General features: G+C 30.4%; 15 protein-coding genes. 5 read left to right on the top strand and 10 right to left on the bottom strand.

Annotated features, from left to right (window positions below; genetic code table 11):
• The first annotated feature begins 197 nt into the window (after nucleotides 1-197).
• Nucleotides 198-386, top strand: coding sequence for a hypothetical protein (locus tag RAH41_RS19525; protein ID WP_331224903.1), 189 nt, complete (start codon nucleotides 198-200; stop codon nucleotides 384-386).
• A 420-nt stretch (nucleotides 387-806) separates the two neighbouring features.
• Here the strand turns inward: RAH41_RS19525 and RAH41_RS19520 are convergent, their stop codons facing one another.
• Together RAH41_RS19520 and RAH41_RS19515 are read right to left on the bottom strand one after the other, a co-directional pair.
• Entirely contained in the window at nucleotides 807-2,333 is a 1,527-nt protein-coding gene (locus RAH41_RS19520) for an ABC transporter permease/substrate-binding protein (RefSeq protein ID WP_331224901.1), read from the bottom strand.
• Nucleotide 2,334: 1 nt separating this feature from the next.
• A complete protein-coding gene (locus RAH41_RS19515; protein WP_331224899.1) occupies nucleotides 2,335-3,087 on the bottom strand; it encodes an ABC transporter ATP-binding protein in 753 nt (250 codons plus the stop codon).
• A 209-nt stretch (nucleotides 3,088-3,296) separates the two neighbouring features.
• On the opposite strand from RAH41_RS19515, the gene brnQ reads away from it, so the two are divergent.
• On the top strand, nucleotides 3,297-4,625 hold the full coding sequence (brnQ, locus tag RAH41_RS19510; RefSeq protein ID WP_331224897.1) for a branched-chain amino acid transport system II carrier protein: 1,329 nt from the start codon (nucleotides 3,297-3,299) through the stop codon (nucleotides 4,623-4,625).
• Nucleotides 4,626-4,696: 71 nt separating this feature from the next.
• On the opposite strand, the gene RAH41_RS19505 is transcribed toward brnQ, so the two are convergent.
• Nucleotides 4,697-5,869 carry a lactate 2-monooxygenase gene (locus RAH41_RS19505; RefSeq protein ID WP_331224895.1) on the bottom strand — a complete coding sequence of 391 codons (1,173 nt, stop codon included), beginning with the start codon at nucleotides 5,867-5,869 and terminating at the stop codon, nucleotides 4,697-4,699.
• 390 nt (nucleotides 5,870-6,259) lie between these two features.
• Between RAH41_RS19505 and RAH41_RS19500 the strand changes: the two genes are divergently transcribed.
• On the top strand, nucleotides 6,260-6,736 hold the full coding sequence (locus RAH41_RS19500) for a nucleoside deaminase (protein WP_331224893.1): 477 nt from the start codon (nucleotides 6,260-6,262) through the stop codon (nucleotides 6,734-6,736).
• 52 nt (nucleotides 6,737-6,788) lie between these two features.
• Here the strand turns inward: RAH41_RS19500 and RAH41_RS19495 are convergent, their stop codons facing one another.
• The 4 genes from RAH41_RS19495 to RAH41_RS19480 form a co-directional block, all read right to left on the bottom strand.
• Nucleotides 6,789-7,247, bottom strand: a complete 459-nt coding sequence (locus RAH41_RS19495; RefSeq protein WP_331224891.1) for a YkvA family protein — start codon at nucleotides 7,245-7,247, stop codon at nucleotides 6,789-6,791.
• Between the two features lie 130 nt (nucleotides 7,248-7,377).
• The gene (locus RAH41_RS19490; RefSeq protein WP_331224889.1) at nucleotides 7,378-9,000 is read right to left on the bottom strand and encodes an ABC-F family ATP-binding cassette domain-containing protein; all 1,623 of its coding nucleotides are present in this window, start codon (nucleotides 8,998-9,000) and stop codon (nucleotides 7,378-7,380) included.
• Nucleotides 9,001-9,124: 124 nt separating this feature from the next.
• Entirely contained in the window at nucleotides 9,125-9,763 is a 639-nt protein-coding gene (locus RAH41_RS19485; RefSeq protein ID WP_331224888.1) for an SdpI family protein, read from the bottom strand.
• A gap of 13 nt (nucleotides 9,764-9,776) precedes the next feature.
• Nucleotides 9,777-10,037, bottom strand: coding sequence for an autorepressor SdpR family transcription factor (locus tag RAH41_RS19480; protein WP_069032479.1), 261 nt, complete (start codon nucleotides 10,035-10,037; stop codon nucleotides 9,777-9,779).
• Nucleotides 10,038-10,207: 170 nt separating this feature from the next.
• Between RAH41_RS19480 and RAH41_RS19475 the strand changes: the two genes are divergently transcribed.
• Nucleotides 10,208-11,392, top strand: coding sequence for an alanyl-tRNA editing protein (locus RAH41_RS19475; protein ID WP_331224886.1), 1,185 nt, complete (start codon nucleotides 10,208-10,210; stop codon nucleotides 11,390-11,392).
• A gap of 89 nt (nucleotides 11,393-11,481) precedes the next feature.
• On the opposite strand, the gene RAH41_RS19470 is transcribed toward RAH41_RS19475, so the two are convergent.
• The 3 genes from RAH41_RS19470 to RAH41_RS19460 form a co-directional block, all read right to left on the bottom strand.
• Nucleotides 11,482-11,976 carry a GNAT family N-acetyltransferase gene (locus tag RAH41_RS19470; protein ID WP_331224884.1) on the bottom strand — a complete coding sequence of 165 codons (495 nt, stop codon included), beginning with the start codon at nucleotides 11,974-11,976 and terminating at the stop codon, nucleotides 11,482-11,484.
• A gap of 199 nt (nucleotides 11,977-12,175) precedes the next feature.
• On the bottom strand, nucleotides 12,176-12,493 hold the full coding sequence (locus tag RAH41_RS19465; RefSeq protein ID WP_331224882.1) for a hypothetical protein: 318 nt from the start codon (nucleotides 12,491-12,493) through the stop codon (nucleotides 12,176-12,178).
• 70 nt (nucleotides 12,494-12,563) lie between these two features.
• Complete coding sequence (locus tag RAH41_RS19460; RefSeq protein ID WP_331224880.1) at nucleotides 12,564-12,989, bottom strand: hypothetical protein; 426 nt, start codon at nucleotides 12,987-12,989, stop codon at nucleotides 12,564-12,566.
• A gap of 543 nt (nucleotides 12,990-13,532) precedes the next feature.
• Between RAH41_RS19460 and RAH41_RS19455 the strand changes: the two genes are divergently transcribed.
• Nucleotides 13,533-14,684 carry an SLC13 family permease gene (locus tag RAH41_RS19455; protein WP_331224986.1) on the top strand — a complete coding sequence of 384 codons (1,152 nt, stop codon included), beginning with the start codon at nucleotides 13,533-13,535 and terminating at the stop codon, nucleotides 14,682-14,684.
• Nucleotides 14,685-14,788 lie beyond the last annotated feature (104 nt).

Raw genomic sequence — 14,788 nt, 5'->3', positions numbered from 1 at the left:
CAAGTTTTTAGAAAATTTTAAATTCATAATTTATTCAAATGTCGTATAAATATTGGTATATCAACAATGAAAACCTTTACATTTTTTCAAAATAATTTTTCGACAAAATTTTACTCTTGAAAAATGTTTTTAAAAGGATTATCATATGGTTACTTTATACAGAATTTTCTGTAAATTACAATCGGAGGCGAGCAAAAATGGCTACTTTACAAATTAATGGGACTGTTAACGAAATCAATGAAGTGTTGAAAGTAATGAGTAATCATTTTGACATTCAGATTAAAGACGAAAAATCCGATCAGGATCATTCAGTAGATTTCTCTTATGAAGAATGGGAAAATGATTCTTTTGTAAGTGAGATGTTAACTGGAGCCTATAATGATTAAACATTAAACATTAATATTCTTATCGTATGATAACAAAAAGAGGGTAGCCTATTTTAAGGTAACCCTCTTTTTATTGATGGGTATGAGGTTGGTACAAATAAGTCTTAGGGTAGTGCAAATAAGTGATAAAAAGCTGAAAATAAACGGCAAACTGCAAATAAAATTAGAGAATCTGCAATTAAATCTTTCAAAAGTGCAATTAAGAAACAAAATTCCCCATACCTGTTATGGTATTTCACCCTAAAAACTGTTCATAGTATTATTGTTCTTAAAAGAAAACAAGCAAATTTCCACTAATCTATCTTAATCGAATAAAAAGTCGCTACGAGTCTGCTAAAAAATTAGATCAGCGATTTACGTTCTGTGTATTACATTAAAAAAAGGACCGCTTAGAACAGTCCTCAAGATAGTCCATTTCGTTTATTTTAGCAAACCCTCTTTCTTTAAAAACTCTCTAGCAACACTTTCAGCAGATTTTCCACTAACATTTACTTTGTAATTCATTTCTCGCATTTCATCATCTGTTATCTTATTTTTTAATTGATTTAATATATTTTTTACTTCTGGATATTTTTTAACTGTTTCTTTTCTTAGAAGTGGTGCGCATTGATATGGTGGGAATAAATTTTTATCATCAACTAACACTTTCATGTTATAACTTTGGAGCTCACTATCAGTTGAATACGCATCGATTATTGAGAGATCGCCCGATTGAATTGCGTCATATCTCAATTTTGGCTCCATCGTTTTTAAATTTTTGAACTTCAATCCATATAGTTTTTGTAATCCTATATATCCGTCTTCACGATCTGTAAATTCTAAAGTGAAACCTGCTTTTAACTGATTTTCTACTTTGGTTGCATCTGAAATGGTTTCGATTCCAAATTGTTTTGAAATGTGAACCGGAACAGCTAAAGCATATGTGTCATTAAATTTCATAGGTTCTAAATAGCTCAAATTATACTTTTTTGCTAAACCTTCAGCAGCTTGTTCATATACAGCTTTTGCATCATTACTAACAGCCTTTTCTTTCAAAAAAGTAGAAATGACTGTACCTGTATATTCTGGATAAATATCAATATCACCTTTTTTTAATGCATTATACACAAATGTTGTTTTACCAAAATTCGGCTTAACTTCAACATTTAGATTCGTTTCATCCTCAATCATTAATTTATACATATTCATTATAATTTCTGGTTCAGCACCTAGTTTTCCAGCAATCACTAGATCTGTTTTATTCCAAGATTTAATAGTTAATGGAGAAAATAATAATGCTAATAAAATAAAACTAGCAGTTATGATTCTTAATGAAAAACTCTTGAAACTCCTCTTCTCTATTAATCTTAAAATAAAATCAAATAAAATTGCTAAAAGTGCTGAAGGTATTGCCCCTATAATGATTAAATTCATATCGTTTCGGTCGATTCCTAGTAAGATTAAACTACCTAAACCTCCAGCTCCTATTAGAGCGGCGATTGTTGCAGTTCCAACAATTAAGACCATCGCTGTTCTGATTCCAGCCATTATAACTGGTAATGCTAATGGCAATTCAACCTTAAAAAGCCTTTGTCTGCCGTTCATTCCTAACCCAGTTGCTGCTTCTAATAGGATTGGATCAATCTCCTTAATTCCGGTGTATGTATTTCGTAAAATTGGCAATAAAGCATACACACTTAACGCAATGACCGCTGGAATTTTTCCAATACCGACTAATGGTATTAAAATCCCTAACAGTGCCAATGATGGAATAGTTTGAATAACTGCTGTGGTTCCAATTACAAATTCTGAGACAACTTTCTTCCTCGTAAGGAAAATTCCAATTGGGACAGCTATAATGATGGCAATAATTAGTGCAAATACTGAAATTTGAATATGCTCTAACAAAGCCGTTAATAGTTGCCCTTTTCTATTTGCAAGAGTCGTTGTAAATGAAGTGAGAATCATCTTATATTCCCTCCTTTACAACAGCTTTACTACGATAATTGTCAATAAATTGTTCTACAAAAGGATTGATAGGATTATTTAAAATTTCATCCTTCGTACCAATCTGAACTAGTTCACCATCATGCATGATCCCGATTCGGTCCCCTAAATAAAATGCCTCGTCTAAATCATGAGTAACGAAAAGGATCGTTTTATTAATCTTTGCTTTTAATTGCAAAAGGTCCTTTTGTAATTGTAATCTTGTAATCGGATCTAATGCACTAAATGGTTCGTCCATTAATAATAAATTTGGATCCCCTGCTAAAGCCCTCGCTACACCTACCCGCTGCTGTTGACCCCCAGATAATTCTGAAACCGATCTTTTACTATATTCCAAAGGATTTAATTTTACTAATTCTAATAATTCTCGTGTGCGTTCTTTTATTTGTGCTTTGTTCCATTTTTTTAATTCTGGTACGATTGAAATGTTTTCTTCAACATTCATATGGGGAAAGAGTGCAATTTGTTGAAGTACATATCCAAACTCTCTCCTCAACTTATGTTCATCATAATCTTTAATGTTTTTATTATTATAAAAAATTTCACCGTCAGTTGGTTTAATTAATCTATTTATTAATTTAATTGTTGTTGTTTTTCCACTACCACTTGGTCCAATTAAAACAAAGCATTCCCCTGTATCAATTGAAAAAGATAAATCCAAAACTGCACTTTTTCCATTAGAAAATCTAAAAGATATATCTTGAAATTGGATCATTCTAGTCCTCCTTTAAAAAAGCCTATAAGTATATATAGTTAGAGGACAAGTTTTCTTATGCTTTAAGTAATAAAAATTAGGACAAAAGATATTTTTTTGATTCTTTATGAAAATTTTAAGAAGTTTAAAAGATTTAGTAGTAAATAGAGTTATTTTTTGATAGAATGAGAAAATCATTTTTAAAAGCAACGATGTTTGAGGTGAATTATTTGAATACTTTAACAAAAAAAGAAATACTGTTTATTGGATTTATGTTATTTTCTATGTTATTTGGTGCTGGTAATTTGATTTTCCCAGCATACATAGGACAAGCAGCCGGTGAGAATGTGTGGGAAGCAATTATTGGATTTATTATTTCCGATGCAGGAATTGCGATTTTAGCATTTATTGCAATAGCAAAGTCCGGTAATTTTGATACGCTTGTAAAAAGAGTACATCCTATTTTTGCGCTTCTCTTCCCAATGGCAATCTACTTGTCGATTGGACCTGGACTGGCTATTCCACGAGCTAGTAGTCTAGCATATGAAATGGGTGTTAAACCATTTTTGTCCGAAGGTTTGTCTGTTTCTCCTATAGGGCTATTAGTTTATACGATTGTGTTTTTTATTATCGTTTATTGGTTCGCTAAATCACCTTCAAAATTAGTTGACAGATTCGGTAAAATTTTAACTCCAGCTTTACTATTCTTAATTTTAATTGTTTTTATAAAAGCAATGTTTACAGATTTATCTAGTTTTAAGGATGCATCCTTAACGTACAAATCTAATCCTGTCTCACAAGGAATTTTAGATGGCTATCAAACAATGGATGGGATATGTGCTTTAATTTATGGGATTGTATTCATCAATATTTTTCAAAGATTAAATGTCACAAATCAAAAATTACAAATTAAGTATTTAATGATCTTCGGTTTAATTTGTGCATTATTATTATCAATGACTTATTTTATAATCGGCTACCTAGGTGCTTCAGCAACAATTACTGGCCAAATTGACAATGGAGCAATCGTCTTAACAACAGTAATGAATCAATTATTTGGTAATGGTGGAACGATTGTTTTAGGACTTATTTTTACACTTGCCTGTTTAAGTGTTTGTATTGGTTTAATTACATCATGTTCTCAATATTTTAATAGTATTTTCCCTAGATTATCTTATAAAAAATGGGCAATCTTATTATGTTTTATAAGTGGTTTCGTAGCAAATTTAGGACTTACACAAATATTAAAAGTTTCCGTTCCAATATTAGGTCTTTTATATCCAATGGCAATTGCATTGATTGTACTAGCACTTTTACACGATCAATTACCATTTAAAGGTAGACCCGTTTATTTATTCACAATTTTATTTGTTGGAATTTATAGCTTAATCGAAATTATCAATTCATCATTTTTTAATAACGGACTAAATGAATTATTATCGATTGTTCCAATGCAAAGTAAAGGATTCGGTTGGGTAATACCTGGTTTAATCGGTTTTATAATTGGTTGTATGATGGAGAAGTTTTTCTTAATAGTATATTCCGAAGTAAAGAACTAGCATAATTCTATTTTCAAAAAGAAAGAGCGGCTCATTAGTCTTAGCACTTTTGAAGTCGCTCTTTCTTTTTGTTAAAAATGCTTACTGTTGTTTTCTTTCACTAACAATGATGGTTTTAATTCACTGATACTTTTTTGTCCAGATAGAGCCATCGTTAAATCAAAATCAGCTAAAATATTTTTCATTACTTGGACTACTCCGTTTTTACCAGCAAGAACGAGGCCATACATATACGGTCGACCAATTAATACCGCATCAGCACCGATTGCTAAAGCTTTATATACATCTGATCCCCTTCTAATGCCACTATCCATTAAAATTGGTAATCTACCTTTTAATTCACTACAAATACTCTCTAATGCATCTAACGTACTAATTGTTCCATCAACTTGTCTACCACCATGATTCGAAACGATAATGCCATCCATACCATATTCAAGTGCAAGCATTGCATCTTCCTTATGTAAAATTCCCTTTAATAAAATCGGTAATTTAGTTTGTTTTCGCAAAAATGCTAAATCTTGCCACGTTAATGCAGGATTGCCAAAGAGTCTTGTCCATAATAGAATTGCCGACTGTGGATCTTCTTCAGGTGATTTATTTAATCTTGAGCGAAATACAGGATCCTCTAAATAGTTGCCAATACCTTGCCCTTGTAAAAATGGTAAATATGCATTTTCAATATCTTTCTCTCTCCAGCCCATAATCGAGGTATCAAGAGTAATAACAATCGCTTCGTAGCCATTTGCTTCAGCACGTTTCATCATACTTGCTGCTATTTCCATATCACTACTACAATATAATTGATACCATTTAGGAGAATTTCCTAGAACAGTTGAAACTCTTTCTAATGAGTAAGTAGATGCAGTACTAGTAATGTATGGAATATTCAATTCTGCTGCAGCTCTAGCAGTTTCAAGTTCCCCTTCTGGGTGGGCAATCGACTGGACACCAATTGGAGCAAATAAAATTGGCGAATTATAAGTTTGGCCAAATAAATTTATACTAATATCTCGCTCAGCCACATTACGTAACATCCGCGGTACAATTTTCCACTTATCAAATGCTACTCTATTTTCATTCATCGAGCGCTCACTACCTGCGCCTCCAGCTATATAATAAAAAGGTCCTTCCTCTAATTGATCTTTTGCTAACTTTTCTAAATCCTCAAATCTAACAGGAATATCACTTTTTTTCCCATCACTATACACTTGTAATTGAATATAATTTCCGAAATTCTTCATTCGAAACACATCCTTCAAAAGTTGTAACCGTTTACATATTCGAATTCTATTTAAATAAATCCTTTAATTTTTTAAATAAATCATTCGACATTTTGAATATTTATAAGATTTCCGTCTTCAATTACCATTTACTTTTATCATTAAAATTTTTGTTAAAATCATATTACTCTATTAAAAAAATAAATTTTCTTATTTTTAAATGGAATAAATATGTTCTGAAAAACTGTAGTAGAGTGTACAAATAAGTAAGATACCCTTTTTAATATTAATGGTTTTTTTAAAGATTTGTAACCGAATAACCAATTTGATTGACTACTTATTTATATTAATTTAAGAGGTTAGATAAATGTAAATACTTTTCGCCCTTATTACTATAAAGGTGGTGTTAGTTTGAATCACTCTGATTGGATTAAATTAAGTGTAAGACTTGCTTACGAAAACTTATTAAATAAAAATGGTGGGCCATTCGGAGCAGTCATTGTCCAAAATGGAAAAGTAATTGGTGCAGGTGTAAATGGCGTTACAACTTTAAACGATCCAACTGCACATGCAGAAGTCCAAGCAATTCGAAATGCATGTCAAAATTTAGGTACATATTTATTAAAGGATGCAGTCTTATATACTAGCTGTGAACCATGTCCGATGTGTCTAAGTGCCGCCTATTGGTCTAGAATTTCAAAAATATATTATTTTTTCACAAAAGATGAAGCTGCAAAAATTGGTTTTGATGATGCACATATTTATGAAGAACTTTCATTGCCATATGAAGATCGAACGATCCCTAGTGAACAAATTAGGATTAAAGTAAAAGATATTGAAAACCCTTTCATTGTATGGTCAAAAGATGAAAGTCATGTACATTATTAAAAGTGTAGAAAAGGTTGCCCATTCATAAATAATGGGCAACCTTATTTTAATTTTATTCTTTTAGCTCTTGTTTTTCCTCGGACTCTTCAATCACCACTATATTTGTTGAATGATCTTTTTCGTTATTATTTTCTTTCCAAATTTTATACTTTTCAATATCTTTGTTAATTTGTTTAAATGTATACGCTAAAATCGTTGCATCATCTAAAAAGCCTAAGCCTACGATAAAATCAGGTATTGCGTCAATTGGACTGACAAAATAAATTAATGCTCCAATGACTGTCAAAATTGATTTTGTGGAAATATCTCTATAACTGCCATTAATATATGATTTAAATAGCTCTATAAATAAATTTACTTTTTCCCAAGCTTCCCCTAGCGCCCCTTTTTTATCTGGTGCCAATTTAGCTGCTTTTTTCAATAAATTCGTAGATTTTTCTTTATTTCCTAAATAGGAAGAAGCTTTCTTTAAATACTTTTTATAAAACTTATTTTCATTTAATTCAGACATTATTTCTCCTCCCTTTTTTATAGTTTAACAAATATAAAAACAAGATGAAAGTACGAAAAACCACTAATCAATTGATTAGTGGTTTCACTCCATTCACGCTTTCAATGTGAAAGGGTCAGTGTTGGTGGAATTACTTATTATATAGCTCTTCTACTTGCTTTTGTAAATCCTTGTTTTCTAAGAACTCATCATAAGTACACTCTTTATCGACTAAACCATTTGGGGTTACTTCAATGATACGGTTTGCAATTGTTTGAATGAACTGATGGTCATGAGATGTGAATAAAGCAGTACCTTTAAATGCAATTAAACCATTATTTAATGCCGTAATTGACTCTAGGTCTAAGTGGTTAGTAGGATCATCTAATACTAATACGTTTGCTCCACTTAACATCATTTTTGAAAGCATACAACGAACTTTTTCTCCCCCTGATAGAACAGAAGCTTTTTTCATTACTTCCTCACCAGAGAATAGCATACGTCCTAAGAAACCACGCAAGAAGCTTTCTGACTCATCTTGTGGAGAGAACTGACGTAACCATTCGATTAAATTCATATCACTATTTTCAAAGAACTCAGAGTTATCTTTAGGGAAAAATGCTTGAGAAGTTGTTACACCCCATTTAAATGAACCAGTATCTGGCTCCATTTCACCCATTAAAATTTTAAATAAAGTTGAAATTGCAACGTCATTTTTACCAACAAACGCAATTTTATCGCCTTTGTTTACAGTGAAACGTACATTATCAAGTACTTTTTCACCATCGATTGTTTTAGAAATTCCTTCTACAGTTAATAAATCATTTCCAACTTCTCGCTCTGGTGTAAATCCAACGAATGGATAACGACGAGAAGATGGTCTAATATCATCAAGAGTAATTTTATCTAAAAGTTTTTTACGTGAAGTAGCTTGTTTTGCTTTTGAAGCATTTGAGCTAAATCGAGCAATAAATCCTTGTAGTTCTTTAATTTTCTCTTCTTTTTTCTTATTAGCATCAGACATTAATTTTTGAGCTAATTGACTTGATTCGTACCAGAAGTCATAGTTACCAACATAAAGTTGAATTTTACCAAAATCTAAATCAGCCATATGCGTACATACTTGATTTAAGAAGTGACGGTCATGTGATACAACGATAACTGTGTTTTCAAAGTTAATTAAGAAGTTTTCTAACCATTGAACAGCTTTAAGATCTAAGTTATTCGTAGGCTCATCTAGTAAAAGAATATCTGGTTGGCCAAATAGTGCTTGAGCAAGTAAAACTTTTACTTTCTCTCCAGCTTGTAATTCAGCCATTTTTTTATAATGTAAGTCTTCTGTAATACCAAGACCCTTTAATAAAATCGCAGCTTCTGATTCTGCTTCCCAACCATTTAACTCTGCAAACTCACCTTCAAGTTCTGCAGCTTTCATGCCATCTTCTTCAGTAAAATCTTCCTTCATGTAGATTGCATCTTTTTCTTTCATTACCTCATAAAGACGAGTATGACCCATAATAACTGTTTGAAGAACTTCAAACTCTTCATATTCGAACTGGTTTTGTTTTAATACTGCAAGGCGCTCACCTGGCGTTACAATAACATCACCTGTAGATGGCTCGATTTCACCAGATAAAATTTTAATAAAAGTAGATTTACCCGCACCATTAGCACCAATTAAACCGTAACAGTTACCTGGTGTAAACTTTATATTAACATCATCAAATAGTTTTCTGTCCGCAAAACGCAAACTAACATTGCTTACTGTAATCATTTTAATTTTATTCCTCCAACTCTTTTGCTCTACTCCTTACAATACCATACTTTAAAAGGAAATTAAATTTTTTCTAAAATAAATTCAAAAACATTCACCAAATTTTGTAAAAAATAGCTTTTATTTAGTTTTTCATTTCCTTTTTAAATGCAATATATGAGTAGATAGTTGGGAAACCAACTAATAAGATGATCAATGGAATGACAACTACTCCCTTATTACTCACTGGTATAAAATAAAGCAATAAAAAACATAAACCTATAATCATAAAAAATCTGCCACTAACACGATGTGTTTTTTTCCAAACATTTTCATTACTTAATGTCCATGGTGTACGGACGCCAATAAAATAATTCGAACGAACATGAGGCATATAATTTCCAAGAAACATAAACAAAAGACCAATAAAGAGAAAACTCATTGAACCAATATGGACGTTATAACCTAACCCGTAAAATAAGACACCCATGTTCATTAAAAAGAAACTAAATAAAATCCCTGTTGCCATAAAGTACAAACTTCTTTGGAATAACTTATAATTCTCTTTTCTTGGATCAATCCTTGGCGTTATAATTGGCAATAAATAAACGAAAAGCATTAGCGCATGGAGCTCGATAAATGTTTGCATTTTTGAATCGTAATTATTAATATTACCTGAAAAATCCCAGTGAACTGGTAGTTGACTTGGTAAATCATGAAAGTTAATAATCCATAATACTAGTGAACAAATAAATAGTAAAATAGCCATTAAATGCTTTTTCAAAATAAGTCACCTCTCAATTATTTTCTTTAAAACTATATGCCCAACTAATAATTTCTTGGAAAACTGTCATATTTAGAGAATAAATAATAAATTGCCCCTTCTTTTCATCTTGAATTAACTGGGCTGATTTTAATATTTTAAGATGCTGCGAAATACTAGGTTTTGACATATCAAATTGTTCTGATATTTCTCCAGCAGTTAAATCCTTCTCTTTTAATAGATCTAAAATTTTTCTTCGAGTTGGATCCGATAATGCTTTAAATAATTCGTTCACATTTCACACCTCTAAGTTTTAGTATTTAGTTAATTAACTAAATACTAAAATCTATTTGTCTAATTGTCAATTATGCTAAAATTAAAAATAGATTATTTTAAGTTTTTATTTTTCTAGATAATTTAAAATAAACATCAAATTTTGGAAATTAAAAGATTAGAGGTATTATCATGGCAAATAAACTATATTTTGAACACCCCTCATTAAAAAAATGGTTCACTAAAATTACAGACATTAAAGAAGTTGATTCTTTGTTTCATATCAAACTTGAGGATTCTGCATTTTATCCTGAAGGAGGCGGACAGCCATCTGATTTCGGTACAATTAATGGAATCGAAATTGTTGATTTAATAGAAGATAATGAAGAAGTAATCCATGTCTTAAATGCAAGACCGGATTCAAATGAAGCAACATGTGAAATAAATTGGGATCGAAGAATTGACCATATGCAGCATCATAGCGGCCAACATTTACTTTCAGCAACAATTATTGAACTATTTGATCTACCTACTGTAAGTTTTCATTTAGGAAAAGAGACCGTAACGATTGACATAGATACACCTTCTCTTTCTCCTGAACAATTAAATCAAATTGAAAAAGCAGTATATGAAAAGATTCTTGCTAATTTTGAAATTAAAACTTACTTCGTAATTAAAGAAGAATTAAATGCTCTTCAACTACGCAAATTACCAAAAGTTGAAGACAACATACGAATTGTTGAGATTGAACATACAGATTTATCTGCTTGTTGTGGTACACATGTAAAACAAACGGGCGAAATTGGATTAATTAAGTTAATTAAAACTGAAAAAGTAAGACAAACTACTAGACTTCATTTTAAATGTGGCTATAGAGCACTAGAAGAAGTTCAAAAAACTAGTAAAACATTATCAAATATTAATCAATTATTTAATACACATACAGATCAAGTTAAGGATAAAGTCGAAATGACGATTAACGAATTAAAAGAAGCGCAAAAAGAAATTGAGAGAATGAAAGAAACGATTTTCAACTCAATCTCTAACGAGTTACTATTAAATGCAATGAATGATATCATTATTAAAACATTTGAAGAAGAATCAGTAAAAGACTTACAGTTACTTGCAAAGACAATCCAATCTAAAAAACCTTCATTACTTGTTTTTTCAAGCGTAAAAGAGCAAAAATTATTGCTAATTAATCAACTTAAAAATGATGTACATTGCGGTGAGCTAATTAAAAATTTACTAAAACAGGTTGACGGAAAAGGTGGAGGCGGTGCAGGGCAAGCACAAGCAACTTTTGAAACTGCAGTCCTATTAAAAGAAGCTGAAAATACTTTAAAACGTATCCTTTTTAGTCAGGTAAATGTATAATACTTTAGAAACAATTTTTACCTAAAAAAGAACAACCACAGACTACTCAAGTCCACGGTTGTCTTTTTTTGTTATATATTCATTTTTATCTATTCAACCAAATACTGATAGAATTTTTTATCCACCTTCAATTTTGGAAACTTTTCAGGTAAATCTGTAACTTCTACATTTGTAAACCCATTTTTCTCATAAAATCTATGAGCTGCTAAAAATTGAGGTGTTGTTCCAAGATAAATTGCTTTGATTGACATTTCCTTCGCCCAATTAATCGCATTATTTAATAAGAGACTTGCAGTTTTATATTTTGCACCTCTATATTCTTTGTCTACAAACATCTTTCTTAATGCAACTTCTTGATTTCCAATGTCTAAAAGACTGATTGTACCAACTACTTGATCTCCATAAATAGCCACCCAAAAGTTCCCGTTTCCATTCTGATAAAATTCTTCTATCGTAAACAAATCAGGCTGGTCATCTTTGGTGATCTGAATATTGTATTCTTCTTGCTGAATAGCAAGAATCAAGTCTACAACTTGAACTTGATAATCATTAGAGTATTCTTTCACAATTGGACTGCTGTTCATTCATTTACACCGCCTTTAAGATAGTAAGATATACTGTTTTCAATTTAACCACTACTCTTTATTCATTAAAGAGATTGAGATGTCCTTTTTTTATATTTAACAAAATTGTTAAATGGACAATATAAAAAAGCTGTAATTAAGCAACTTGTGATGTGTAACGAATAAGATGAGTTCGTCTATTATGAAAACCTATTATTTACTAAAAATATTTAATAAAAAACTTGTTTGATGCTTCGTCTAATTTTCTTAGAAAAAGTTCTTTACATCGTTCATCATCTTCTAATAATGAGTCTACAAATGGTTGGTTTTTTAGCATTCCTTTAACTCGTAAGTTTCTTGAAATTATTTTTTTATTTTTATCATTTTCCAATAAACTAGAAAACCAAGGTATATTTGATAATAAATTGATATTCCGTTTCATTCTTTCATTTTGCTGTTTATCTAACTCCTTAGAGTAGGAAGAAGGTGTTAACATATCCCCAATAACCTCAAATATAAATTCTAAAATAATACTCATCTTTTTTAAAATCTCCCTATATCCTTATTAATTTTAAAAAGTTTTTTTATCTCAAAAGAACTGAATCTAATCATTCGTAATTAGAGATATTAATCATCGGATTTGTACTAATTTGTTTACACGTGTAAGTTCTTTCATCAGTCTTGATTTTTATAGATTGTTTTTTAAAATTATATTTAATTGCTACATGATTAAATTTATGACTATTGATTACATACAGTGTATCATTTTTTTTAACGTAGAAACCTTTGTCTAATTCACGTGAAAACTTTCCTGATTCCGAAAGTATAAAATTATCGAAAATAAAGGCATAATCATGCTCTTTATCAAATACAAACGACCCAAAAGGTAGTTTTTCACATCGGTAAGTTCCTTCAAGAGTTGGTTTAAAAGAATTTTGAATTTTAGGTGCATTTAGAGCTAAAAAAATCAACATTAAAACGATAAATAAAATTATTCCCATATCGATAGCTTTTTTGCTTTTAACTTCAGCCACCCAAATCACTCCTAGAATGATTCCTAATTTAATATTATTAAGTGATAAGGTGAATTAATCTTTTTTTGTGTTATAATTATATTTTTTACTATCATCACCTTTGTTTCATCTTTTAACCTTGTCGTTAATTGTTGTCTCTCACCTGAGAAATCGATGTTTTTTTGATGATAGGTCGTGACTTCCAAAATAACCTCTTTGGTACAATTATTTCACTTTGAATACCTTAGGTAACACTTCTGCTTCTTTATTTACTGTTTTTAGATAATCTTCTTTTAGCTTATCAAGCGCACTATTCCCGTTAAAAGAATTGAGATTCTTTTTTTCACTTTGACTAATCTCATTTTTTCAATATTTCTTCAAATTATATTCAAATTCCTATATATTTTTCTGTATTTCAATTTCTTATGTAAATTTATTTCTATAACGAAAAACGCCATTTTTTCTGTAGTTTAATGGAAATGATGGTATTTTTTAAGTGCAATGAGATTTCAAATGCAAGAAACAGGTGTGTGTAGTAGAATAGATAATACTGGAGGGGAATTGATGAAAGAATATATATATGTGGAAAACGAAAAAAAAGGAAAATTGAATTTTGGATTTTTAAAAAAAGACATTGTACTTACCATATCTCTCATGTTAGCAATCGTAAGCTGTCTATTCCATCCACCAAAACTAGAATATATAAATTTTAAAGTATTAGTCAGTTTATTTAATCTTATGCTCGTAGTTAAGGCTCTGGAGGAACTTAAACTTTTGGATAAGTTCGCCATTACTATTCTGAGTAAATGTCATAATAGTAAAAGTGTTTCAGCGATCCTAATTTTATTATGCTTTTTTAGTTCCATGCTTGTAACAAATGATGTGGCATTAATAACATTTGTACCATTAACACTAATAATTAGTAAGATTATACAAACTTCTATGTTAGATACTATTATACTAGAGACAATTGCGGCTAACATTGGAAGTAGCCTAACTCCAATGGGAAATCCTCAAAATCTTTTCATATTTACTTACTACGGAATAAAACCAATTCAATTTTTTACAACAATTCTTCTATTAGTTGTTCTTGGAATTGTTCTGTTATTCTTACTTAATCAAAGATTAAATAGTAAAACATTAGAGATGGAACTTCCGTATTTTACTATAAAAAATAAAAAAAAGGCTTCAGTATGGGGACTATTATTTGTCATCGTATCTGCATCTATACTAGGGATTTTAAGCTACAAACTTGCATTCATCATCGCTTTGGGAACCGCTTGTATACTTGATATAAAATTATTGAAGAAAATCGATTATTTATTGCTTATTACTTTTATCTGTTTTTTTATATTTATAGGAAACATATCGGAATTAAAAGTAGTGCACACATTTGCCAGCGAAAATCTCAAAAGTCCTACATCAATCTTTTTCAGTTCCATAATTTTAAGCCAACTGATAAGCAATGTACCAGCTGCGATCTTTTTATCAAAATTCTCCGTGAATTGGCAGCCTTTATTAGTAGGTGTGAATTTAGGTGGACTTGGTACGATTGTAGCGTCTCTAGCAAGTGTAATCTCATTTAAACTTTTTATTAAGAGAGATCCACAAAAAAGTAAAATGTACCTTATAAGATTTAGCTTCTATAACTTTTCGATTTTAGCTCTTTTAACGCTTGTATATTATTTTACGATGAAATATCAAAATTTCTTATAATACAAAATTACAGGTTTATATTAACTTAGCCCTACCTATATAAAAAACCAATTTTCTATTTTTGATACTGATCATATCCCCTTTTAGTAGTAAGAATTTAAAAC

It is taken from the genome of Gottfriedia acidiceleris, assembly GCF_036421055.1.
GTDB lineage: Bacteria > Bacillota > Bacilli > Bacillales > Bacillaceae_G > Gottfriedia > Gottfriedia acidiceleris_C.
The sequence above is the reverse complement of the archived record's forward strand: the minus strand, read 5'-3'. Positions and strand labels throughout refer to the sequence as shown.